Genomic DNA, 22779 nt, shown 5'->3' on the forward strand with positions numbered 1-22779 from the left:
AAAAAGAGCGCCTTAGCGCTCTTTTTTATGTTTAATATCAGTAAATTAGGCGGTTTGTTGTTGTGGTTCGGCTTCTTCCTGCTGGGAAGATTCTGCCACTGGTTCGCACTTGTCAACAAACCAACCCATATAAGAGCTGATGATGGTCACGATAATACAGACAAAGCTAAGCCACATGAAAGGCGCGTAAGACAGGGTAGCAACACCCAGGATACTTGCCATATAGATACCGTTATCACTCCAAGGAACCATACCCGAGGTTAAGGTGCCGCCAAACTCAGCGTTACGAGATAGATTCTTACGCTTATAGCCTAAACGGTCGTAGTTTTTAGCACAGATTTTTGGCGTCAAGATAAGAGACACGTACATCGCGGAACCAAATACGTTCCCCATAAACGCAGTACCAATGGTGCTGGTTGCCAATGAACCAGAGCTTTGGACACGCTTTTCAAAAAGCTTCGCAATGGTTTCTAACACGCCGACTTTATCCAGCAAACCACCAAAGCCCAGACCAAATACGATCACGGCAACGGAGCCTAGCATAGACGACATACCGCCTCGGTTTAGGATAGAGTCAATGAAATCAACACCAGATGAAATCGCAAATGGTGCCCATGCCGTATTGAATGCAGTCAGGAAATCAACATCCTGGATCATGACGGCCCAGATGATTCCTAATAAAGAGCCAAAGCTGATAACAGGGAAAGAAGGCATACGCATCGCCAGTAAGCCAAGCACGATTACGACAGGCACAAAAGAATAAGGTGTGATGTAGAATTGCTGCTCCATCGCTTGGATCACAGAGTCTACCTGGGTCATATCAACTTGACCTGCATAGTGGAAGCCAAATGCTGTGAACATAATGCCAGTGATGATGTAGCTGATCAGAGCAATAGGTAACATACCTTTAATGTGTTCCATCACTTCCACGTTAGACATAGAAGACGCAAGGATCACTGAATCTGATAGCGGTGACATTTTATCACCGAAGTAACAGCCAGAGAGTACAGCACCCGCAGTAATTGGCGCTGGAACGCCCAGGCCTTGACCAATTCCCATCATCGCAATACCTGCGGTACCTGCTGCGCCCCAAGATGTACCCGTTGCTAATGCGGTTAATGAACAGATGATCATTGTCGCAAGCAAAAAGATAGATGGATGAATCGCTTTTAGGCCATAGTAAATAATGGTCGGAACGATACCACCTGATATCCAGGTACCTACCAGCGCGCCTACCGCGAGGAGGATTAAGACCGCACCAAGGCCGTTGGAAATACCATTTAATGCTGCTTTTTCAAGGTCTTTATACTGATGGCCCAGTTTTATACCCAATAGCATGATAATGAACCAGCCAATGTACAGTGCCAGTTGGATTGGAAGATCGAGTTTAGCAGTGAACGAAAATGCCAAAAGAAGGAATAAGCCCAACGAGACAAATACTTGTATCAGGTTAGGAAGGCGTGTTGTAACTTGCTTCATACGTGCCTCTGTATATCGTGGAGCAGTAAAAGAAGGCGCTCCTTGTTGTAATAGCGGCATAACATACAGTAACGAAAACTATATTTCGAACTTTTGGTCTTTTATGTTGATCTTGTGCGGGTTAAACGTTTGCATGTGAAGTTATTTTCTAGTTTGATTTAAATAAAATGGTGTTAAATGTTGTGTGGTGTGAAAAATATGTGCTTCAATTGTTACAAATTGGCGAGTGGTAAGACCAATCTGGTTATTAAATAACTTTTCCTACTTGCAAATTGTAATTTAACCAACTTCAAACGCGTAAAAATCACTTTTAGTACGATTTTTCGGAAGAAAACATTAAAAATTGAGCTTATTTACAAAATAGGGGTTGAGATTTCTCTGCGAAAATTGAACTATGGGGGAGGTTTTTAATACATGGAGAGTTAAGGCGATGAGAGTTGGTTTAGTTGGTTGGCGCGGTATGGTAGGTTCAGTCCTAATGCAGCGCATGGTTGAAGAAAAAGACTTCGATCTAATCGAACCAGTATTCTACAGTACTTCTCAAATTGGTATTCCTGCTCCTAACTTAGGAAAAGACGCAGGCTTACTGCAAGACGCGTTTGATATTGAAAGTTTAAAACAACTTGATGCGGTAATTACGTGTCAAGGTGGTGGTTACACCGAGAAAGTTTACCCAGCACTTCGTCAAGCTGGTTGGAAAGGTTATTGGATCGATGCTGCATCTACGCTACGTATGGCAGAAGATTCAATCATCACACTGGATCCTGTTAACCTGCAGCAAATCCAGCAAGGTATCCACGGTGGCACTAACACGTTTGTTGGTGGTAACTGTACAGTAAGCTTGATGTTAATGGGCCTTGGTGGTCTGTTCGAGAAAGGCTTGGTTGAGTGGACAAGCGCGATGACATACCAAGCGGCTTCTGGCGCAGGTGCACAGAACATGCGTGAATTGATCTCGCAAATGGGTGTTATCAACGATTCAGTAAGCTCAGAACTTGCTAACCCTGCAAGCTCAATCCTTGATATTGATAAGAAAGTTGCAGATACAATGCGTAGTGCTTCTTTCCCAACGGATAAGTTTGGTGTACCACTAGCTGGCTCACTTATCCCGTGGATCGATGTAAAACGCGATAACGGTCAGAGCAAAGAAGAGTGGAAAGCGGGCGCTGAAGCGAACAAGATCCTTGGTTCTCAAAGCTCACCGGTTCCTATCGATGGTACTTGTGTACGTATCGGTGCGATGCGTTGTCACTCACAAGCGTTGACTATCAAGCTGAAGCAAAATGTACCAATGGATGAAATCGAAGAGATCATCGCGACTCACAACGATTGGGTGAAAGTGATCCCTAACGAACGTGACATTACGGCACAAGAGCTATCACCAGCGAAAGTGACTGGCACAATGTCTGTACCAGTTGGCCGTCTGCGTAAGATGGCGATGGGCGATGACTTCCTGAACGCATTTACCGTTGGTGACCAATTACTTTGGGGTGCAGCAGAGCCGTTACGTCGTACTCTGAGAATTATCCTTCAAGAGAAAGCATAAGTTTTCAATTTATCATATCAAGAGCTCCTTTTTAGGAGCTCTTTTTTTTGCCTTCGCCCTGCACCACGCGTTTGTCAGGATCCGCTAATTCACTGCCACAATGTTTACAGTAGATGGCATCTGGGTCATGACCCGCTTGTGAACAGTTAGGGCATTTGACCAATTCTTTGTGCGATTGCATTTCTTGATGCAGCTCGGCGGTAAAAATCCCTGTCGGTACCGCTAGTATCGAATAACCCAGTAACATTGTGATAGAAGCGAGCGCTTTACCTAAGTTGGTCTGTGGGATCAAATCGCCATATCCCACTGTAGTAATGGTCACAATGGCCCAGTAAATGCTTTTCGGAATACTAGTAAACCCGTTTTCAGGCCCCTCAACGATAAAAATCAGTGACCCAAATATGGTTACGAGAATAGCTACCGCACTGAAGAATATGAATATTTTTCTGCGAGCCATGAGCAATGAGCGAAGAAGAACATTAGAGTCTTGCAGATAACGAACGAGCTTTAAAATTCGGAATATCCGTAACACACGAAGTGCTCTGATTACGCCCATAAATGAGGCCGAAGGAAAGAACAGGACTAAATAGGTTGGCAAGATCGCCAGTAAATCGACCACCCCGTAGAAGCTTTTTGCATAAGCGGCGGGTTTCGGTGAGCAATACAGGCGAAGCAGGTACTCAATCGTAAAGAGGCCGGTAAAGGTGTACTCCAGGACCTTTAGCTCCTTTGCCCATATAGCCTGAACTGCAGGGATAGAATCGAGTATCAGCACAACTAGAGAGCTTAAGATCGCAATAATTAATGCGATATCAAAAGTACGGCCTGCTTTGGTATGTGTACCAAAAATAGTAACGTAAAGCGTATTTTTCAGAGAGTGATTCTTCATGACAAAGCGATCCATGGTTGAATCGCTCCATCATACAAGCTTATGGAAAGTCAGGCTAATCCGGGAAATAAATTACGTAGTCCATTGGCGATGAACTCAATACCCAGTGCACCAAGGATCAAGCCCATAATACGGGTGATCACGTTGATTCCTGTTTGCCCCAAGAATCGAACAATCAACGGAGCTGATCGAAACAACAACCATGAACAGAAACAAAACACACCGATCGTAATACTAATACCGACAGTATCCAGCATAGTAGGGTAACGAGCTCCGTAAACGATGGTTGAGCTGATTGCGCCGGGTCCTGCCATCAGAGGCATAGCCAGAGGGACAACCCCGATTTGTTCACGACTTACGTATTCCGACTTCTCTTGTTTATTTTGTTTATCCTCACCCAATTTACCGCTCATCATCGAGAACGCGATGCTTAACAGTAGTAACCCACCTGCAACGCGAAACGAATCCAGAGAAATACTGAACATATCTAATAGCAGTTGACCAGCCAGGAGCGAGATACAAAGGATAATCGCAACGGCAATGTTTGCGGTTGTGGCTGTTTTGCTCTTTTCTTCTGGTGTCATATGACCCGTAAGTGATACGAACACGGGCATGATGCCAACAGGGTTAACGGCAGCAACCAGACCTAGAAAAAACTGTAAGAAAATAGCGAGCTCGAAAGTTTGCATAGTGCATTCTCATAAACATTCACATAAGTGAAAAATGGAGAGAGTAGGGTATCCCAATCGTCTGAAGATAAAGACGCTCTATTCAGACGATATGACATTGGGCGCTAAATGTAAGTGAAAACATCACCGAGTAGAAATGAAAAAAACTAACGCATTTCCCATACTATTTGTGAGAAAAACTAATTTTTTAAAAATCTGTATCTAATCTGGAAATCAAATGTTGCGTAGAGTGCTATTGTTTAACAGTTGTGTTTTACACAAACATTCACATTGGTGCATTTTTGATTAAAACAAAGGTTGATTGCAGAGGGGTGAAGCAATTCGATATACTATTAGTAGCACATTAAATTAGGCTTACATGTAATTTTTATGTCTAAAAATGAAACTTTTTTACAGTGTAGTGTAGTTAATTTCATTTCTTTGTCTGTTTGCTGCTTTTTTGTTCTATGGTTTGTAAGGTGTAAATTTGTTTATTTTCAATTGCTTACAGTTGGGCTTGTCACTTATACTACACTTTGGTGGTATTTCGAGGATGAGAACTGATCCAAGTCAATTATTTTCATTCTTTGAAACATTATACTCAGCCATGAAAGCAATTTACTAAGTCGTTTGTTAAGTGGCTGATAAGCAGCAAGAAGAGATAAACAATAGCCTTACTAAAAAGTTTTTAATATTTGTTAATTTTAGGAGAATCCCTATGCCTGTAACTAATATGGCTGAACTAGATGCAATGGTTGCCCGCGTTAAGAAAGCGCAAGAAGAGTTCGCTACTTACTCTCAAGAGCAAGTAGACAAAATCTTCCGTGCCGCTTCTCTTGCAGCTAACCAAGCTCGTATCCCTCTAGCGCAGCAAGCGGTTGAAGAATCTGGTATGGGTATTGTTGAAGATAAAGTAATCAAGAACCATTTCGCTTCTGAGTTTATCTACAACAAATACAAAGACGAACAAACCTGTGGCATCCTGGAAGAGGATGACAACCTAGGTACTATGACTATCGCTGAGCCTGTAGGTATCATCTGCGGTATCGTACCAACCACTAACCCAACTTCGACTGCGATCTTCAAATCTCTAATCTCTCTGAAGACTCGTAACGGTATCATCTTCTCGCCACACCCACGTGCGAAAAACTCCACTAACGATGCAGCGAAACTTGTTCTGGATGCAGCAGTAGCAGCGGGTGCGCCAAAAGACATCATCGGTTGGATCGACCAGCCTTCAGTTGAGCTTTCTAACGCTCTTATGAAGCACGATGACATCGCACTTATCCTTGCAACTGGTGGTCCAGGCATGGTTAAAGCGGCTTACTCTTCAGGTAAACCAGCTATCGGTGTTGGTGCAGGTAACGTTCCTGTTGTTATCGACGAAACGGCTGACATCAAACGTGCAGTGGCTTCTATCCTTATGTCTAAAACATTCGATAACGGCGTAGTGTGTGCTTCTGAGCAGGCAGCTATCGTGGTTGACGAAGTTTACGACGAAGTGAAAGAGCGTTTCGCGACTCACAAAGCATACGTACTAAACAAAGCGGAAGCGGAAAAAGTTCGTAAAGTGCTGCTTATCGATGGTGCACTAAACGCGAAAATCGTTGGCCAACCAGCGGCTGCTATCGCTGAAATGGCAGGCGTTAAAGTGCCTGCGGACACTAAAGTTCTAGTAGGTGAAGGTCTAGGTAAAGTATCTTACGACGACGCATTTGCTCACGAGAAACTGTCTCCAACGCTAGGTCTATTCCGTGCTGACAACTTTGAAGACGCGGTTGCTCAAGCGGTAACAATGGTTGAAATCGGCGGTATCGGCCACACTTCTGGTCTATACACTAACCAAGACGTTAACGCAGACCGTATCCGTTACTTCGGTGACAAGATGAAGACGGCTCGTATCCTAATCAACATCCCGACTACTCACGGTGGTATCGGTGACTTGTACAACTTCAACGTTGCTCCTTCTCTAACGCTAGGTTGTGGTTCATGGGGTGGTAACTCTATCTCTGAGAACGTAGGTCCTAAACACCTAATCAACAAGAAAACTGTTGCGAAGCGAGCTGAAAACATGTTGTGGCACAAACTACCTAAGTCAATCTACTTCCGTCGTGGTAGCCTTCCAATCGCGCTTGGCGACCTAGAAGGTAAAAAACGCGCATTCCTTGTAACTGACCGTTTCCTATTCAACAACGGTTACGCAGATGACGTAGTGAAACTACTGAAAGCACAAGGCATGGAAGTTCAAACGTTCTTCGACGTTGAAGCTGACCCAACGCTATCTGTTGTAGAGAAAGGTGCAGCTCAAATGGCTAGCTACCAACCAGACGTGATTCTAGCGCTAGGTGGTGGTTCACCAATGGATGCGGCGAAGATCATGTGGGTAATGTACGAGCACCCAGAAACACACTTCGAAGAACTTGCAATGCGCTTTATGGACATCCGTAAACGTATCTACAAGTTCCCTAAAATGGGTCAAAAAGCTGAGCTTGTATGTATCACTACTACTTCAGGTACTGGTTCAGAAGTTACACCATTCGCCGTTGTTACTGACGACCAGACTGGTGCTAAATACCCACTAGCGGACTACGAGCTAACGCCTAACATGGCTATCGTTGATGCGAACCTAGTAATGAACATGCCTAAGTCTCTAACCGCATTCGGTGGTTACGATGCCGTAACTCACGCACTAGAAGCTTACGTATCTGTTCTTGCGAACGAATACTCAGATGGTCAAGCTCTACAAGCACTTAAGATGCTAAAAGAGTACCTACCATCAAGCTACGCGAACGGTGCTAACGACCCAATCGCTCGTGAGAAAGTACACAACGCAGCAACTATCGCTGGTGTAGCATTTGCGAACGCATTCCTAGGTGTTTGTCACTCAATGGCGCACAAACTAGGTGCTGAGTTCCACGTACCACACGGTTTGGCTAACGCACTGCTTATCTCTAACGTTGTACGTTACAACGCGAACGATAACCCAACTAAACAAACTGCGTTCTCTCAATACGACCGTCCACAAGCACGTCGTCGTTACGCTGAAGTTGCTGACCACCTAGGCCTAAGCCAAGCTGGTGACCGCACTGCTCAGAAGATTGAACGTCTACTAGCATGGATGGATGAGCTAAAAGCTAACCTAGACATCCCAATGTCTATCCAGGCAGCGGGTGTTGCTGAAGCTGACTTCTTCGCGAAACTAGATGAGCTAGCAGTTGAAGCGTTCGATGACCAATGTACTGGTGCGAACCCTCGCTACCCACTAATCAGCGAGCTGAAAGAAGTTCTGACTGCTTCTTACTACGGTAAAGCTTTCGTTGAAGGTGAAACTTTCGAAGGTACGACTGTAATCAAGAAGAAAGCAGACCAAGAAGCAGCAAAAGCTGCGCCAAAAGCTAAAAAAGAAAAAGCTGACGCGTAAGTAAGCGTTGTTTTGAACAAGGTTTTCGCTAGCACGAAACCTTAATCGGGAAAAAGTTAAAGCCCCAGTCATATGACTGGGGCTTTTTTTATCCTCTAATCTTATCCTGTTTTGAAACGAGGGAGGGGGAGGTAATCCACTTTTGGATAGACGCTACGTTTTAAACCTCGGTCGAAACGACTCTGCCACTAAAGTACTCATTGGCGACAATATATTCGGTATTGCGAACCAGCTCGTCCTGGATTTCCGCCCAATGGATCTCGTCCAAATCTTCTTTGGTATGAGTGATTGACGGGATAACACCTCCAACTCTGATATTGAATGGGGTTAGTTCTTTTGCCCAACTATAGGTAAACCCGGACACCAACGCCGCCATACTTTCTACACCTGTCAGATCTTCATGGTTATCATGGGAAACCACATTCACGATAACTCCTTTCTTATTGCGTCTACGGAAGCGTTCTGCGGCAACCTGTCCGTAGGTATAAAGAAAACGAGCAGCAGAAGAAAGGTGATCGATGTAAGTACTCATTGGTTCTGGTGCCATTAAGCTTGGCATCGGGGAACTGGTCCAGCAATTGACCACCACATCGGGCGTTGCGCCAAGTTCAGACTCAATCTGGTCAAACAATAAATTGATAGACGTTGTATCGTCACTGCATACTTGGATGGCGAACACTTTATCGGTAAACGCACTAATTTGTTCGTAACTGGCCTCTAAGGTGCTAGCGTTTTGATCACAGAGAATCAACGTGGCACCGAGATGAGCAAAATGGCTGGAACACGTTCGGCCTATGACTGAACCTGCTGCTGTGACAAGTATGATTGATTCTTTGATATCCATAAACACCTTCACTGCTCCATATAAACCAGTGGTCTGTGCTACCAGCATGGGTTAAATTCAAACATCTCAGTGTGAAAGGCTTCAAACTAACGCTTTAGAGGGAAGACTATTGTGTAGTAATTAGTAAGTCGTCACATTTCGTATGTGTTACAAGTGTAACCACCAGGTGAAAACTTGAACACTAAGCCTGAGCTTGGATCTGGTATTGGCGCTGAGCGGTGACAAGCTGATTATACAATCCAGCATCAGACACAAGTGACTGATTTCTTTTGCCTAAACGGCGTCGTTCATGCCCTGACAGATTGTGATAGACCTCTTCGGGAAGGTTAAAAGTGTCTTCCGGTAGGTAGGTTAGAGCATCTGGTTTGAGGTAATGACTAAGCTTCGCGGAAGGCAATCCAGCACCGTGAAACTGTTTAGCTTGCACGGCAGCAAGTTCATAACTACTGCTGTCGGATCGTAAAGTTTGCGGTTGAGAGAGGAAAAACTGCTGACGTAGGATCTCATCACTTGTTTTCACCTCTTTAACTTCTTCAACAGGAACGACGTCACGAACATCGTTAGAGAACATAGACAAGATAAGAGCAAAATCTGAACGTCGACCTTCATGAACGGCATGACTAATACCGCTACCAAATTGAAGCTCGTTAATAATTGCTGCTTTGTCTAGAGTATGAATTTGCATGATGTTCCTCTTGAGATGCTTTTATAGCGGCCTAGCAAGAAAGAACTTTAGAAAAAAGAAGAGATTAAATGCGTTTTTTAAAGTGAGGCAATAAAAAAGCTCGCGGTATTGGCGAGCTTTTGAATCAGACTAAATTGAACTAGGGGGAAGTTAATTACTTCGCTAGGTTCTCTGCTACGAAATCCCAGTTTACAAGAGCCCAGAAGCCGTTCATGTAATCAGGACGTACATTGCGGTAATCGATGTAGTAAGCGTGTTCCCATAGGTCAACAGTTAGAAGTGGAGTTACACCTTCTTCTGTTAGAGGAGTTGCTGCGTTAGAAGTGTTAACGATGTCTAGAGAACCGTCAGCCTTCTTAACTAGCCAAGTCCATGAAGAACCGAAGTTGTTGATTGCTGCGTCAGTGAACTTCGCTTTGAATTCTTCGAAAGAACCGAACGCTGCGTTGATTGCGTCAGCAACTGCGCCAGTTGGTTCGCCGCCCGCGTTTGGAGCTAGACAGTGCCAGTAGAACGTGTGGTTCCAGATTTGAGCAGCGTTGTTGAATACGCCACCAGTAGAAGTCTTGATGATCTCTTCTAGTGTTTTGCCTTCGAACTCAGTGCCAGGGATAAGACCGTTTAGCTTAACTACGTAAGTGTTGTGGTGCTTACCGTGGTGGTAATCTAGAGTCTCTGCTGAGATGTGTGGTTCTAGTGCGTCTTTCGCGTAAGGAAGAGCTGGTAGTTCAAATGCCATTACTCGATTCTCCATTGATATGAAAGGGTAACCTTTCGATTGCTTCCAGTGTTTTTATTCGTTCTGAGTCGATACGACTGACTTGCTAGGTATTTTAGCAAGTTTTTACTTTATTAAAACCCCGATATGAAAATATTTTAAGATGTTAGCTGTGACGAAGTGATGAATTTTGCATCATTAAACAAGCTTAGCTTAAACCATATTAATTATATGGTTTTTATTCTGCTGTTATTGAGTAGAATGTGGCAGATAAACAAAGTTAAAACCTAGGAATGAGGAAGCGATGGAAACTATCGACAAAATCAAACAGCAGATTTCTGAAAACTCTATCTTGCTGTACATGAAAGGCTCACCGAAACTGCCAAGCTGTGGTTTCTCTTCTCAAGCGTCACAAGCTCTTATGGCATGTGGTGAGAAGTTCGCTTACGTAGACATTCTACAAAACCCAGACATCCGTGCAGAGCTACCAAAATACGCACAATGGCCAACGTTCCCACAACTATGGATTGAAGGTGAGCTAATTGGTGGTTGTGATATCATTCTGGAAATGTACCAGAAAGGTGAACTTCAGCCGCTAATCAAAGAAGCTGCAGCACGCGCTGAAGGCGAAGCTGAGTAATTCGTAAATACTCACATTTAGCGATAGAATACGAGGGAGCCGCACTGGCTCCTTTTTTCTTTTTTAAGGTAGTGGAATGAACATAAAGCTTTACTACGTGCATGATCCTATGTGCAGTTGGTGTTGGGGATACAAACCAACCATCGATAAACTGAAGCAGCAACTGCCAGGTGTGATTCAATTTGAGTATGTGGTGGGTGGGCTTGCACCAGATACAAATTTACCAATGCCACCAGAGATGCAACAAAAGCTTGAAGGTATTTGGCAACAGATTGAGCGTCAGCTAGGAACTAAGTTCAACTACGACTTTTGGAAATTGTGTACGCCAGTAAGAAGTACTTACCAGTCTTGCCGAGCGGTTATTGCTGCGGGCTTCCAAGACAGCTATGAACAGATGCTGGAGGCGATTCAGCACGCATATTACCTGCGAGCGCTGCCACCTCATGAAGAGGCGACGCATCTACAATTAGCCAGAGAGATTGGCTTAAACGTACAGCAGTTTAAGAACGATATGGATGGCGCGTTTTTAGAGGGTGTATTCCAGGATCAACTGAGTTTAGCCAGAAGCCTGGGTGTAAATTCGTACCCGAGCTTGGTTCTGCAAATCAATGATGCTTATTTCCCGATCGAAGTGGATTACCTATCGACCGAAACCACGTTGAAGGTAATTCGTGAGCGCATCATCGAGAATATGCCAGCTGAATAATGCAATCGCTTAAACAACAAAAACCGCTCAATGAGCGGTTTTTTCGTAACTAAGGTAAGAGTATCAATACTTCTTATGGATCACGGGAACTAAAGTACCATTGCAGCAATCCAGCCGAAGATGATCAGTGGGATGTTGTAGTGAATAAAGGTCGGTACTACGGTTTCCCAAATGTGTTCGTGCTGACCATCAGCGTTCAGACCCGATGTCGGACCTAATGTAGAGTCAGAAGCTGGAGAACCTGCGTCACCCAGTGCCGCTGCGGTACCAACAAGTGCAATCGTTGCCATTGGTGAGAAACCAAACGCCAATGAAAGTGGTACATAAATGGTCGCGATAATTGGAATTGTTGAGAACGATGAGCCAATCCCCATAGTGACCAGCAAGCCCACAACAAGCATAAGCAGCGCAGCAAGTGGTTTATTGTCGCCAATGCTGGTTGAAAGTGATTGAACCAAGGTTTCTACACCGCCGGTTTGTTTCATTACTGCGGCAAAACCAGCTGCTGCGATCATGATGAAGCCAATCATTGCCATCATGTGTACGCCTTTAGTGAATACGTCTTGGGTTTCTTTCCACGCAATCACGCCACCAAAGGTAAAGACCATAAAACCAGCCAGTGCACCAATGATCATTGAGCCTGTGTACAGCTGAACACTCAATGCGGCAACGATACCGATTGCAGCCACAAGGATATGCTGTTTGTTGATTACATGATTGGTTTCATGAACAACGGTTAACTCGGTTTCTTCATAGATACGAGGCTTACGGTAGCTGACAAAAATCGCAATGAATAAGCCAAACAACATGCCTAAACCAGGAAGCAACATTGCCGTTGGGACCTGACTAGCAACCACGTTTTCCAGACCGTTGTCATGCAAGTTCTTCAATAGGATGTTGTTTAAGAAGATGCCGCCAAAACCAACAGGCAGAACCATGTATGGTGTGATCAGACCGAAAGTCAACACACATGCAATCAAACGGCGATCCAATTTAAGCTTCGCAAATACGCCCAAAAGAGGTGGAATCAAAATTGGAATAAAGGCGATATGAACAGGGATAACGTTCTGAGAAGACATGGTGACAAGGATCAATGCCACTAACACCGCGTATTTTAGACCGGTCGTCGAGGCAGAGCTTTCTTTACCATTAATACGCTTAATAACGTCTTTAGCCAACAGGTCGGTGATACCTGATTTAGATATCGCAACGGCAAATGTACCGAGCATCGCATAGCTCAAAGCAATAGTTGCACCACCACCCAGGCCGCTTTCAAAAGCTGCAACGGTATCGCCTAGGCTCATGCCAGCGACAAGACCACCCACAATCGCACTAAACGTGAGGGCGACCACCACGTTTACCCGCATCAACGCTAATACGAGCATGACGCAAACAGAAATAACAACAGGATTCATACTTTTTCCAATATATTGTGTTTACTTATTGTTGTCGTCAACAAGCGGCCAACCGCCAAGGGCCTTCCATTTGTTAACAATGCCACAGAATAACTCTGCAGTTTTTTGTGTATCGTAAAGTGCTGAATGCGCTTCACGGTTGTCGAACTCCATACCCGCCGTTTTACATGCTTTTGCCAGAACGGTTTGGCCATAAGCAAGACCACTTAGTGTCGCAGTGTCAAAAGTGGCAAACGGATGGAAAGGGACTCGTTTTAGTTTGCAACGTTCGTTCGCTGCATTCACAAAACCTAGGTCGAAAGCGGCATTATGTGCGACCATAATCGCTCGTGAACAGTCTGCGGCTTTTTGCTCTTTACGGATGAGCTTATAAATTTCTTTTAGCGCTTCTTGTTCAGACACAGCACCGCGTAACGGACTAAATGGGTCACGGATACCATTGAATTCTAATGCTTCTTTCTCCAAGTTCGCACCTTCAAACGGCTCAACGTGAAAATGAATCGTCGAGGCCGGATGCAAGACGCCGTCGTCATCCATACGAAGGGTAACGGCGCATATTTCTAAAAGTGCATCAGTTTGAGCATTGAAACCCGCAGTCTCAACGTCAACAACCACCGGGAAATAACCTCGAAAACGTTTTTTCAGGGTTAGAGCTTCATTTTCTATTGTCATGTTGGCTTATTTTTGTGTGACGAGGGCGGCATTATTACAGATTCTTCCGATGAGAAAAACCGCAATCTCGGATAAAAATGCAATTCTGCTTTTTAGTTAGTCGATAAGCCACTTTGACGCGAAATATGCTGATGTTAACTATCGAAGTGCTGATTTTATGTTTTGCTTTGCGTACGAATACTTACGATCATCTCCGCCGTAAAGGCTAATAAAATAGGCTTAGCGATGTTGTTGGCGGGAATATTGCATTGCAAGTCTTGGTTTTGAATAGATGCAAATTGGCGGCAAAAGACTGCCATTTAAGAGAAAGTACCCGATGAATAAATGGCTGATAACCAGCGGTGTGATATCTTCATTGCTTAGCGCTAACAGTTATGCGGAGTTGAGTAAGCGCTATGTTGCAACTCCACAGCAGTCTCAATGGCAGATGGTTGTTAACACACCACTAGAATGTCAACTTGTGCATCCTATCCCAAGCTTCGGTGATGCGGTGTTTTCGTCACATGCGAGTAAAAAAATCAATTTAGATTTTGAGTTAAAGATGCGACGCCCTATGGGCGAGACGCGTAGCGTGAGTCTGATTTCTATGCCACCGCCCTGGCGCCCGGGTGAGCATGCTGATCGAATTACCAACCTCAAATTTTTTCAACAATTTGATGGCTATGTTGGTGGTCAAACTGCATGGGGGATTTTGTCTGAACTCGAGAAAGGGCGATATCCGACGTTTAGTTATCAGGACTGGGTGAGCGGTGACCAAAGAATTGAAGTCGCTCTATCGTCGGTACTGTTTCAAAGTAAATACAACACTTTCAGCGACTGCATCGCCAATTTACTGAAGTACAGCTTTGAAGACATTGCCTTTACAATCTTACACTACCAGCGTCAGGGCGATCAGTTGACTAAAGCATCGAAGAAAAGATTGGCGCAGATCGCAGATTATATTCGTTACAACCAAGACGTTGATTTGGTTCTGGTCGCGACCTATACCGATTCGACCGATGGCAAAAGTGCCAGTCAGAGCTTGTCGGAACGGCGTGCAGAATCACTAAGCAGTTATTTCAAATCGTTGGGGATGCCAGAAGACCGCATTCAAGTGCAAGGTTATGGAAAGCGTCGACCTATCGCAGACAATCGCTCACCCATTGGCAAAGATAAAAACCGTCGCGTTGTCATTTCTCTGGGGCGAACACAAGTTTAGTGTTCGCGGTTCAAATATCAAAGTCATAAACTGACTTTGTGGGTTGTTGCTAATTCAGGCGGAACTTGGCGATGATTTCACAGTTGGTTGCGGTATCGATTTTTTCAACTTGCTTGGCAATCATCGGATTAGGGTGACGTTTCATAAAATCAATCAGTGCTTTTGTACAGCAACCGATGGATTCAATAAAGCTGGCACACTCTTTATTTGGGCATTGAGGAATGAGCGTCAGGACTTTTTCAGACGCCAGTTGAAGGTATCGGAGTTCATATTCTGTGTCACCTGCCCATCGCCAGAACTGCGCCAGGTTGTGACAAGAGATGACGGAGATTAACAGGCGTTCGTCTGCTTCAATCTCCACACAGTCACTGATATCTTCGCTTAATCTAAGCGCTTGCTGGTAATGAAGAATACTACGTATAGGGTCATCTAATTGAAGGGCAGTATCGGCCAGAAGTGTGTGTTTTTCCCATTCACTGATCATTATCGTTATCCCACATATCGATGTTGGAATTAAATCTAAACGATAATTATTATCAAGTAAAGTTTTTTGTTTATAAATAAAAGGCAGGTCTCACACCTGCCTTTTGTTCATGCTTTCAACAACCGTTAACTAGAGACGTATTAGCCTTCCAGACCTGCCGTTGCTTGTTTGTTTTGGATCAGCTCGATCATGTAGCCATCTGGATCTTTTACGAAAGCGATGTGAGTCGTACCACCCTTAACAGGACCTGGTTCACGCGTTACGTTTCCACCTACTGCTTTGATAGCGTCGCAGGTTGCGTAGATATCATCCACACCGATTGCGATATGGCCATAAGCATTGCCTAGGTCATACTCGGTTGTACCCCAGTTGTAAGTCAGCTCAATAACCGCACCTTCTGACTCATCGCCGAAGCCTAGGAAGGCAAGTGTGTACTCGTAGTCTTTGTTTTCGTTGGTACGAAGCAACTTCATACCCATAACGTCAGTGTAAAATTGGATGGATTTGTCTAGATCACCCACGCGTAGCATGGTGTGAAGAATTCGACCGTTTGACATTTTTAACTCCTAGCTTTCATTTTCAAATAGTGTTAACTATCTGGGTATACTTTCTCTTTATATTCGCACAAATCTTCAATGATGCAGCTACCGCAGCGTGGCTTTCTCGCCAAACAAGTATAGCGTCCATGAAGAATGAGCCAGTGGTGAACATCGAGTTTAAACTCTTTAGGCACCACTTTTAATAGTTTGTGCTCGACATCATCGACCGTTTTGCCCATCGCAAATTTCGTGCGATTAGAGACACGATAAATATGCGTATCGACGGCAATGGTGGGCCAGCCAAAAGCGGTGTTGAGCACAACGTTTGCCGTTTTTCTTCCTACGCCTGGCAGAGCCTCAAGTGCTGCACGATCTTCCGGAACTTCACCATTGTGCTTTTCCAGCAAGATCTTACAGGTTTTAATGGTGTTTTCTGCTTTCGAATTAAACAGGCCAATGGTCTTGATGTACTCCTTTAAGCCATCGACACCCAAATCAAACATGCTCTGTGGCGTATTTGCTACAGGGAACAGCTTGTCAGTGGCTTTGTTTACGCTCACATCTGTCGCCTGTGCTGAGAGCAATACAGCGATAAGCAGTTCAAAGGGAGAATTCCAGTTTAGCTCGGTCTGAGGGTTTGGATTGTTTTCCCTTAATCGTTGTAAAATTTCAATTCTTTTGACTTTGTTCATTGCTGACTTCCAATACCGTCTTGGCGGTTTATGAAAAAGGCCCTACAAATGGTAGAGCCTTATTTTATTATGCTTCTAAGCATTAGTGACGCGGGCACGCTCAATGGTTGGTTTTTCTTCTTTTGGCTGTCGCGCCTGAATCGAACTGTCGATGATATTTTTCAGTGCGATCAGTAAGCCCACACCAATGAAAGCGCCTGGTGGCAGCAGAGCCAGAAGGAAGCTGCTATCGACGTGGAATATTTCAATTCGAAGCGAAGCCGCCCAGTCACCCAATAGTAAATCTGCACTGTCAAATAACGTACCGTTACCAATGAGCTCACGCATTGCGCCTAATACTACTAATACGCTGGTCATGCCTAAGCCCATCCATAAGCCGTCTAAAGCCGAAGGGAGGACATCGTTTTTTGATGCGTAGGCTTCAGCCCGGCCAATAATGATACAGTTGGTTACGATCAGCGGGATAAAGATACCGAGAGAAAGGTACAAACCGTATGCGTAAGCATTCATCAACAGCTGTACACAGGTGACCAGTGACGCAATGATCATAACGAAGATCGGAATGCGGACCTCTTTTGGCACGTAGTCACGGATAAGAGCAACCGTCACGTTTGAGCCAACCAGCACCAATAGGGTAGCAATGCCGAGGCCAAGTGCGTTTGTGATCGTTGAAGATACAGCTAAAAGAGGACAAAGACCAAGCAGCTGAACTAATGCTGGGTTGTTGTTCCACATGCCGTTTTTCATCAGCAGTTTGTTGTCACTCATTGGTTGCCTCCTGTGCAGTCTAGGGGCTGACTGAGAATCTCATTACGGGTGTTATTGACATAGTTTACGGTGTTTCTCACCACTTTGACTACCGCTCTTGGCGTAATCGTCGCGCCAGTAAACTGATCAAAATCACCACCGTCTTTACGAACTCGCCAAGTATTCCAGTTTGCTTCCGTGACTTCTTTTCCAGTGAAGCTCAGGATCCAATCTGTCACTCGTAGGTCGACTTTATCGCCTAACCCCGGCGTTTCTTGATGACTAAGTACGCGAGTACCCAGAACCTTGCCTTGGTTATCAATACCTGTGATGACTTTGATCTCACCGTTGTAGCCATCTGGTGCGATAGATTCAATCGCGATCGCGGTTGGTTCGCCATTTTTAGTCGCTATATAAGCGGGCATTGCGTGCAGTGTGCCAAGCTCTGGGGAACTAACCATCGTACACGCTTGGGTTAACGCGTTGTCATGCATGGCCTCAGGAATGACCTGATTAAGCACTGACAACAACTGTTTGCGTTCTTGTTGTTTGATTTGATCTTCGGTTAAGTACTGAGTCAATGCCACCAGACCTGTTGTGGCACAAGCAAAGATAGCGAGTGTCAGACCATTTTTTCTAATTGCGGTTAACATGTTTTCCTCAGTGACCGTAAGTTCTAGGTTTGGTGTAGTAATCAATCAGTGGCACGCACATGTTAGCCAGCAGAACGGCGAATGCGACACCATCAGGGAAGCCACCCCAACTACGAATAATAAAGACGAGTGCGCCAATTAGAGCGCCAAATATTAGGCGACCTTTTACCGTAGTCGAAGCCGAGACTGGATCCGTTGCGATGAAGAAAGCGCCCAGCATGGTCGCACCTGATAATAAGTGGAATATTGGTGATGCCGTTTCTCCAGGAGTGATCAGCGCGAACACCAGGCTAAACAAGGTCAGGCTCGCCAGGAAACCAGCAGGGATATACCACTGAATAATACGCTTTTTGATCATCACCAAGCCGCCAACAAAGTAAGCAACATTGACCCACTGCCAGCCAATCCCCGCCAAACCGGAAAAAATAGGCTGTGACAGAATTTCAGCTGGTGTTGCACCCGTATGCAGGCCAGTTTTAAAGGCATCGAGTGGGGTTGCCATGGTTATGCCGTCGACACCAGCTCGTACTTGCTGAAGTGATAGACCATCGTTATCAAATCCAGTAAAGATAAGAGATAGCACATCAGCGAAATTGACGTGATCCGGAATAAGAGATGTCGGCACGCTCCAGCTTGTCATTTGAACCGGGAATGAAATGAGCAGCACAACATAAGCCACCATCGCAGGGTTAAACAGATTTTGCCCAAGGCCGCCATAGAGATGTTTGGCTATGACAATAGCAAACACTAAGCCGATCACAGTCAGCCACCAAGGAGACCAAGGCGGAATGGCAACTGCCAGCAGCCAAGCGGTAACAATGGCACTGTTATCGCGAAGTGCTCGAATTGGAGATCGCTTGCGGGCGATCATCACTAATGCTTCCAGAGATATCGCAACAGCAATGGCAAAAATAAGCTGGATCAGTGTTCCCCAGCCAAAAAAGTAAGTTTGAGCCGCTAAACCAGGGATCGCACACAGTGCCACCCATTTCATCAAATCAGGCGTGCTACGACGACTGTGGGTATGCGGTGAGCTGGCTATAAAAAACGACATTACTCGTTCTCCTCGGTATTATTTTTATCTGCTTCTTGCTGAGCTTTGCGTGCTTTGGCGCGAGCAATGGCCGCCGCGACAGCGGCTTTCTTCGGATCGTCAGTTTGTTCAGCTGGCGCTTCATCTTCAGCAGGTTTTGATTCTGCTTCCTGCTGAGCTTTGCGTGCTTTCGCGCGAGCTATGGCAGCAGCGACAGCGGCTTTCTTCGGATCGTCGGTTTGTTCAGCTGGCGCTTCATCTTCAGCGGGATTTGATTCTGATTCTTGCTGAGCTTTACGAGCTTTCGCACGGGCAATGGCAGCAGCGACAGCGGCTTTCTTCGGATCTTCTGCTTTCTCTGCCGATGCATCATCTTCAGCAGGTTTTGCTTCTGATTCTTGCTGAGCTTTACGAGCTTTCGCACGAGCAATAGCGGCAGCCACGGCGGCTTTTTTCGGATCGTCTGCTTGCTCGGTCGGCACTTCATCTTCAGCAGGCTTTGCTTCTGATTCTTGCTGTGCTTTGCGTGCTTTTGCACGAGCAATGGCGGCAGCCACGGCGGCTTTTTTCGGATCGTCTGCTTGTTCAGTTGGCGCTTTATCCTCAGCCGGTTTTGCTTCTGATTCTTGCTGAGCTTTGCGTGCTTTCGCACGAGCGATAGCAGCAGCTACGGCCGCTTTTTTGTCTTCAGGCTCAGCTGAAGGTGTGCTTTCCTCTTGCTGTGCCTTTTTCGCCTTGGCGCGAGCAATCGCAGCGGCAACCGCTGATTTTTTGTCAGCTGTTTTATCGCTTGAATCGCCGCTCTGCTCTTTTTCTGCCTTACGTTCACGAGCCTGACGCTTACGTTCTTCACGTAGTTTGGCCATCTCGGTATTGTCTGGCTCTGAAGCGCCTGCTTCTGCAGCAGCGGCTTGTTTGGCTTTCGCTTTTGCTATTGCAGCAGCAACCGCTGGTTTCACGGCGGGTTCTGCTTTCTCTTCTGCGTCAGTTTTTTGTGCTTTCACACGAGCAATCGCAGCGGCTATCGCATCGTCGCCACCTTTAGATTTCATATCTTTGCGACGTTCATCGGCTGCTTTCTTAAAGCGGTTTTCTCGCTCTGCTTTTTCGCGTTCCATACGCGCTTTTTTCTCTTCAAAGCGCAGTTTTGCTCGCTCAGCCGCTTCTGCTTCTTGCGCTCGGGTGCGAATTTCGGCTTTAGCCTGGCGATAGTATTGCACCAGTGGAATTTCACTTGGGCAAACAAATGCACAAGCACCACACTCAATACAGTCTTTGAGGTTTAACTCTTCAAGCTTTTCATATTCTTCCGCTTTGGAATGCCAAAGCAGTTGTTGAGGAAGCAGTGATGCAGGGCAAGCTTCAGCACATTGACCACAGCGAATACATTCCATCTCATACTGACTGGCTGAAATCTCAAAGCGAGTTGGCGCAAGAATACAGTTAGCCGTTTTGGTAATTGGCACGTGAGAGTGAGGCAGGGTAAAGCCCATCATTGGGCCGCCCATGATCAAACGTTGGAGCTTTTTGTCAGCCTTGTAGCCAAATTCATCCAGCAGCGCCTGAACTGGTGTTCCTAAAAGTGCCCATACGTTGCGAGGCTTCTTGAAGGTTTTTCCTGTCAGAGTGACAATTCGTTCAATCATTGGCTCGCCATCAATGACGGCACGTTTGATTGAATATAAAGAGCCTACGTTTTGAACCAGAATGCCAATATCTGCCGGGATCGCGCCAGTAGGCACTTCTTTATTGGTTAGAATTTTGATCAGCTGCTTCTCGCCACCTGAGGGGTATTTGGTCGGGATGACGCGGATAACAATATCTTTGTTTAATGCGGCATTCTCCAGTGCCTTAATGGCTGCTGGTTTGTTATCTTCAATACCAATGATCGTCAGTTTTGGCTTGAGCATATGTTCGACAATCTCAATGCCCTGGATCAGCTCATCGGCATGTTCCTGCATGAGTTTGTCGTCGGAGGTAATGTACGGCTCACACTCAGCGGCATTTACAATCAGAATTTCCGTTCGGGCTACACCAGATTGGAGCTTCTTCGCAGTTGGGAAGCCTGCGCCACCCATACCCGAAATACCCGCAAGACGGATAACGTCGATTAACGAATCTGCAGATTCTTGAGTGTAATCAGTAACCGGTGTTTTCTCACACCAAGTATCTTTACCGTCAGGCGTAATAACGGCGCACAGTTCACTTAGCCCTGATGGGTGAGCGACCGTTCTAGGCTCGATCGCGGTGATCTTACCTGATGTTGGCGCATGAACAGGCACCGTGAAACCCGATTCGGAGTGTGTTAAAGGCTGGCCTTTTAGTACGTTTTGACCTTCGGCAACAAGTAGATTACCTGCTTTACCAATATGCTGTTTCAAGGGCAGGATGATCTCTGCCGGAATCGCTGCGCGGAGTAATTCTGCTTTATTGGATTGTTTTTTATTTTCTGCCGGATGCACACCGCCTGGGAAATCCCAAAGCGACCCAGTACGAATTTGTTCAATCAAAGACAACATACGAAACCTTAATTAATTGAATCTTTCACGTTCGCTGCGTCTTGGGCAGCATCCGTAATATCCACGACTGGAATGGTATTAAGTTGCCACTTCCAGCTGTCTGTGGTGGTTGCCACAGGAATCATTTCTATACAGTCAGTCGGACATGGTGCAACACACAAGTCACAACCAGTACATTCTTCTTTGATAACGGTATGAAGGGCCTTGGTGCCACCAACAATAGCATCGACAGGACAAGCCTGAATGCATTTGGTACAGCCAATGCACATGTCTTCATGAATGAACGCGACCGTAGGGACTTTATTCTCAAGATCGTGTGCCGACTCTTCTGGCTCTACGCCCATGAGATCGGCTAGCTTTTCTATCGTTGCCTGACCGCCAGGAGGACATTTGTTGATATGGTCACCATTGGCAATCGCTTCAGCATAAGGGCGACAGCCTGGATAGCCACATTGGCCACACTGAGTTTGCGGCAAAATAGAATCGATCTGATCGACGATAGGATCCGCCTCAACTTTGAAGCGAATAGAAGCAAATCCAAGGATGGCTCCGAAAATCGCAGCTAGTACAGCGAGTGCGATGATCGCAATTAGAATCGTACTCATCGTTTACTTCACCAAGCCAGTAAAGCCCATAAAGGCAAGCGACATTAAGCCAGCAGTGATCATCGCAATGGATGCTCCTTTAAAAGGAAGCGGTACATCTGCGGCAGCAATTCGCTCACGCATAGAGGCAAATAGAATTAATACCAGCGAAAAACCAACTGCTGCACCAAAGCCATAAATGATAGATTCGATGAAGTTATGGTTCTCATTGATATTGAGCAGCGCAACACCAAGTACCGCACAGTTCGTGGTAATGAGCGGTAAGAAGATGCCGAGTAGGCGATAGAGTGTCGGGCTGGTTTTGTGCACAACCATCTCTGTGAACTGAACCACAACAGCGATAACCAAGATAAAACTCATGGTTCTTAGATATTCGATACCTAATGGGCTGAGGATGTAGCTTTCTACTAAATACGAACACACAGACGCGAGGGTTAGCACGAAAGTGGTTGCTAAGCCCATACCTATTGCTGTTTCCAGTTTTTTGGACACGCCCATAAACGGACAGAGGCCCAAAAATTTTACCAGTACAAAGTTGTTTACCAGCACAGTGCCGACTAACAACAAAACATATTCGGTCATAGTTTTTACGTTCTTAAAATCCGATCCCAATATTATCGTGTTTT

Annotated in this window: 22 protein-coding genes; 5 read left to right on the plus strand and 17 right to left on the minus strand. The window is 45.4% G+C overall.

Annotated features, from left to right (window positions below; translation table 11 throughout):
• Window positions 1-45: 45 nt before the first annotated feature.
• Window positions 46-1479 carry a Na+/H+ antiporter NhaC gene (gene nhaC / locus RXX31_RS09985; RefSeq protein ID WP_317589088.1) on the minus strand — a complete coding sequence of 478 codons (1434 nt, stop codon included), beginning with the start codon at window positions 1477-1479 and terminating at the stop codon, window positions 46-48.
• Between the two features lie 430 nt (window positions 1480-1909).
• Here nhaC and asd point away from each other — a divergent pair, with 430 nt between their 5' ends.
• Window positions 1910-3025 (plus strand): aspartate-semialdehyde dehydrogenase, encoded by a 1116-nt coding sequence (gene asd, locus RXX31_RS09990; RefSeq protein WP_317589089.1) that lies wholly within the window; start codon window positions 1910-1912, stop codon window positions 3023-3025.
• 31 nt (window positions 3026-3056) lie between these two features.
• Here the strand turns inward: asd and RXX31_RS09995 are convergent, their stop codons facing one another.
• Complete coding sequence (locus RXX31_RS09995) at window positions 3057-3929, minus strand: ion transporter (RefSeq protein ID WP_317589090.1); 873 nt, start codon at window positions 3927-3929, stop codon at window positions 3057-3059.
• Window positions 3930-3964: 35 nt separating this feature from the next.
• A complete protein-coding gene (locus RXX31_RS10000; protein ID WP_317589091.1) occupies window positions 3965-4603 on the minus strand; it encodes a YchE family NAAT transporter in 639 nt (212 codons plus the stop codon).
• Window positions 4604-5300: 697 nt separating this feature from the next.
• Here RXX31_RS10000 and adhE point away from each other — a divergent pair.
• Window positions 5301-8003, plus strand: coding sequence for a bifunctional acetaldehyde-CoA/alcohol dehydrogenase (gene adhE, locus RXX31_RS10005; RefSeq protein WP_317589093.1), 2703 nt, complete (start codon window positions 5301-5303; stop codon window positions 8001-8003).
• Window positions 8004-8163: 160 nt separating this feature from the next.
• Here adhE and RXX31_RS10010 read toward each other — a convergent pair whose 3' ends face one another.
• The 3 genes from RXX31_RS10010 to sodB form a co-directional block, all read right to left on the minus strand.
• Window positions 8164-8847, minus strand: coding sequence for an SDR family oxidoreductase (locus RXX31_RS10010; RefSeq protein ID WP_317589095.1), 684 nt, complete (start codon window positions 8845-8847; stop codon window positions 8164-8166).
• 181 nt (window positions 8848-9028) lie between these two features.
• The gene (locus RXX31_RS10015; RefSeq protein ID WP_317589096.1) at window positions 9029-9532 is read right to left on the minus strand and encodes a VC2046/SO_2500 family protein; all 504 of its coding nucleotides are present in this window, start codon (window positions 9530-9532) and stop codon (window positions 9029-9031) included.
• A gap of 154 nt (window positions 9533-9686) precedes the next feature.
• Window positions 9687-10271 (minus strand): superoxide dismutase [Fe], encoded by a 585-nt coding sequence (sodB, locus tag RXX31_RS10020; protein ID WP_014232551.1) that lies wholly within the window; start codon window positions 10269-10271, stop codon window positions 9687-9689.
• Window positions 10272-10554: 283 nt separating this feature from the next.
• Between sodB and RXX31_RS10025 the strand changes: the two genes are divergently transcribed.
• A complete protein-coding gene (locus RXX31_RS10025) occupies window positions 10555-10890 on the plus strand; it encodes a Grx4 family monothiol glutaredoxin (RefSeq protein WP_237316306.1) in 336 nt (111 codons plus the stop codon).
• Between the two features lie 76 nt (window positions 10891-10966).
• Entirely contained in the window at window positions 10967-11596 is a 630-nt protein-coding gene (locus tag RXX31_RS10030) for a DsbA family protein (RefSeq protein ID WP_317589100.1), read from the plus strand.
• An 89-nt stretch (window positions 11597-11685) separates the two neighbouring features.
• Here RXX31_RS10030 and RXX31_RS10035 read toward each other — a convergent pair whose 3' ends face one another.
• On the minus strand, window positions 11686-13011 hold the full coding sequence (locus RXX31_RS10035) for a Na+/H+ antiporter family protein (protein WP_317589102.1): 1326 nt from the start codon (window positions 13009-13011) through the stop codon (window positions 11686-11688).
• A gap of 21 nt (window positions 13012-13032) precedes the next feature.
• Entirely contained in the window at window positions 13033-13683 is a 651-nt protein-coding gene (gene rnt / locus RXX31_RS10040; protein WP_317589104.1) for a ribonuclease T, read from the minus strand.
• Between the two features lie 316 nt (window positions 13684-13999).
• Here rnt and motY point away from each other — a divergent pair, with 316 nt between their 5' ends.
• On the plus strand, window positions 14000-14881 hold the full coding sequence (gene motY, locus RXX31_RS10045; protein WP_317589105.1) for a flagellar protein MotY: 882 nt from the start codon (window positions 14000-14002) through the stop codon (window positions 14879-14881).
• Window positions 14882-14930: 49 nt separating this feature from the next.
• Here the strand turns inward: motY and RXX31_RS10050 are convergent, their stop codons facing one another.
• The 9 genes from RXX31_RS10050 to rsxA all read right to left on the minus strand — a co-directional run bounded on the left by RXX31_RS10050 (window position 14931) and on the right by rsxA (window position 22735).
• Window positions 14931-15365, minus strand: coding sequence for a DUF2753 domain-containing protein (locus RXX31_RS10050; protein ID WP_317589107.1), 435 nt, complete (start codon window positions 15363-15365; stop codon window positions 14931-14933).
• Between the two features lie 140 nt (window positions 15366-15505).
• Window positions 15506-15922: a lactoylglutathione lyase gene (gloA, locus tag RXX31_RS10055; RefSeq protein WP_317589109.1), complete on the minus strand. Its 417-nt coding sequence runs from the start codon at window positions 15920-15922 to the stop codon at window positions 15506-15508.
• Between the two features lie 32 nt (window positions 15923-15954).
• Window positions 15955-16596: an endonuclease III gene (gene nth / locus RXX31_RS10060; RefSeq protein WP_317589111.1), complete on the minus strand. Its 642-nt coding sequence runs from the start codon at window positions 16594-16596 to the stop codon at window positions 15955-15957.
• Window positions 16597-16671: 75 nt separating this feature from the next.
• The gene (locus RXX31_RS10065; protein ID WP_317589113.1) at window positions 16672-17364 is read right to left on the minus strand and encodes an electron transport complex subunit E; all 693 of its coding nucleotides are present in this window, start codon (window positions 17362-17364) and stop codon (window positions 16672-16674) included.
• Window positions 17361-17996, minus strand: coding sequence for an electron transport complex subunit RsxG (rsxG, locus tag RXX31_RS10070; protein WP_317589114.1), 636 nt, complete (start codon window positions 17994-17996; stop codon window positions 17361-17363). The genes RXX31_RS10065 and rsxG overlap by 4 nt, the downstream gene beginning before the upstream one ends.
• A gap of 7 nt (window positions 17997-18003) precedes the next feature.
• The gene (gene rsxD / locus RXX31_RS10075; protein ID WP_317589115.1) at window positions 18004-19050 is read right to left on the minus strand and encodes an electron transport complex subunit RsxD; all 1047 of its coding nucleotides are present in this window, start codon (window positions 19048-19050) and stop codon (window positions 18004-18006) included.
• Complete coding sequence (rsxC, locus tag RXX31_RS10080; RefSeq protein WP_317589116.1) at window positions 19050-21548, minus strand: electron transport complex subunit RsxC; 2499 nt, start codon at window positions 21546-21548, stop codon at window positions 19050-19052. The genes rsxD and rsxC overlap by 1 nt, the downstream gene beginning before the upstream one ends.
• A gap of 8 nt (window positions 21549-21556) precedes the next feature.
• On the minus strand, window positions 21557-22153 hold the full coding sequence (gene rsxB / locus RXX31_RS10085; RefSeq protein WP_317589117.1) for an electron transport complex subunit RsxB: 597 nt from the start codon (window positions 22151-22153) through the stop codon (window positions 21557-21559).
• Window positions 22154-22156: 3 nt separating this feature from the next.
• Complete coding sequence (gene rsxA / locus RXX31_RS10090; RefSeq protein ID WP_264905142.1) at window positions 22157-22735, minus strand: electron transport complex subunit RsxA; 579 nt, start codon at window positions 22733-22735, stop codon at window positions 22157-22159.
• Window positions 22736-22779: the final 44 nt, after the last annotated feature.

It is taken from the genome of Vibrio sp. EA2 (genome assembly GCF_033042495.1).
Lineage (GTDB): Bacteria > Pseudomonadota > Gammaproteobacteria > Enterobacterales > Vibrionaceae > Vibrio.

Coding starts and splice junctions, on each gene's coding strand:
- rsxA (WP_264905142.1), bottom strand. CDS start 22,735: ATGACCGAATATGTTTTGTTGTTAGTCGGCACTGTGCTGGTAAACAAC.
- RXX31_RS10030 (WP_317589100.1), top strand. CDS start 10,967: ATGAACATAAAGCTTTACTACGTGCATGATCCTATGTGCAGTTGGTGT.
- nth (WP_317589111.1), bottom strand. CDS start 16,596: ATGAACAAAGTCAAAAGAATTGAAATTTTACAACGATTAAGGGAAAAC.
- RXX31_RS10065 (WP_317589113.1), bottom strand. CDS start 17,364: ATGAGTGACAACAAACTGCTGATGAAAAACGGCATGTGGAACAACAAC.
- motY (WP_317589105.1), top strand. CDS start 14,000: ATGAATAAATGGCTGATAACCAGCGGTGTGATATCTTCATTGCTTAGC.
- RXX31_RS10025 (WP_237316306.1), top strand. CDS start 10,555: ATGGAAACTATCGACAAAATCAAACAGCAGATTTCTGAAAACTCTATC.
- adhE (WP_317589093.1), top strand. CDS start 5,301: ATGCCTGTAACTAATATGGCTGAACTAGATGCAATGGTTGCCCGCGTT.
- RXX31_RS10035 (WP_317589102.1), bottom strand. CDS start 13,011: ATGAATCCTGTTGTTATTTCTGTTTGCGTCATGCTCGTATTAGCGTTG.
- asd (WP_317589089.1), top strand. CDS start 1,910: ATGAGAGTTGGTTTAGTTGGTTGGCGCGGTATGGTAGGTTCAGTCCTA.
- RXX31_RS10050 (WP_317589107.1), bottom strand. CDS start 15,365: ATGATCAGTGAATGGGAAAAACACACACTTCTGGCCGATACTGCCCTT.
- rsxB (WP_317589117.1), bottom strand. CDS start 22,153: ATGAGTACGATTCTAATTGCGATCATCGCACTCGCTGTACTAGCTGCG.
- RXX31_RS10000 (WP_317589091.1), bottom strand. CDS start 4,603: ATGCAAACTTTCGAGCTCGCTATTTTCTTACAGTTTTTTCTAGGTCTG.
- RXX31_RS09995 (WP_317589090.1), bottom strand. CDS start 3,929: ATGGATCGCTTTGTCATGAAGAATCACTCTCTGAAAAATACGCTTTAC.
- nhaC (WP_317589088.1), bottom strand. CDS start 1,479: ATGAAGCAAGTTACAACACGCCTTCCTAACCTGATACAAGTATTTGTC.
- gloA (WP_317589109.1), bottom strand. CDS start 15,922: ATGTCAAACGGTCGAATTCTTCACACCATGCTACGCGTGGGTGATCTA.
- sodB (WP_014232551.1), bottom strand. CDS start 10,271: ATGGCATTTGAACTACCAGCTCTTCCTTACGCGAAAGACGCACTAGAA.
- rsxD (WP_317589115.1), bottom strand. CDS start 19,050: ATGTCGTTTTTTATAGCCAGCTCACCGCATACCCACAGTCGTCGTAGC.
- RXX31_RS10010 (WP_317589095.1), bottom strand. CDS start 8,847: ATGGATATCAAAGAATCAATCATACTTGTCACAGCAGCAGGTTCAGTC.
- rnt (WP_317589104.1), bottom strand. CDS start 13,683: ATGACAATAGAAAATGAAGCTCTAACCCTGAAAAAACGTTTTCGAGGT.
- RXX31_RS10015 (WP_317589096.1), bottom strand. CDS start 9,532: ATGCAAATTCATACTCTAGACAAAGCAGCAATTATTAACGAGCTTCAA.
- rsxC (WP_317589116.1), bottom strand. CDS start 21,548: ATGTTGTCTTTGATTGAACAAATTCGTACTGGGTCGCTTTGGGATTTC.
- rsxG (WP_317589114.1), bottom strand. CDS start 17,996: ATGTTAACCGCAATTAGAAAAAATGGTCTGACACTCGCTATCTTTGCT.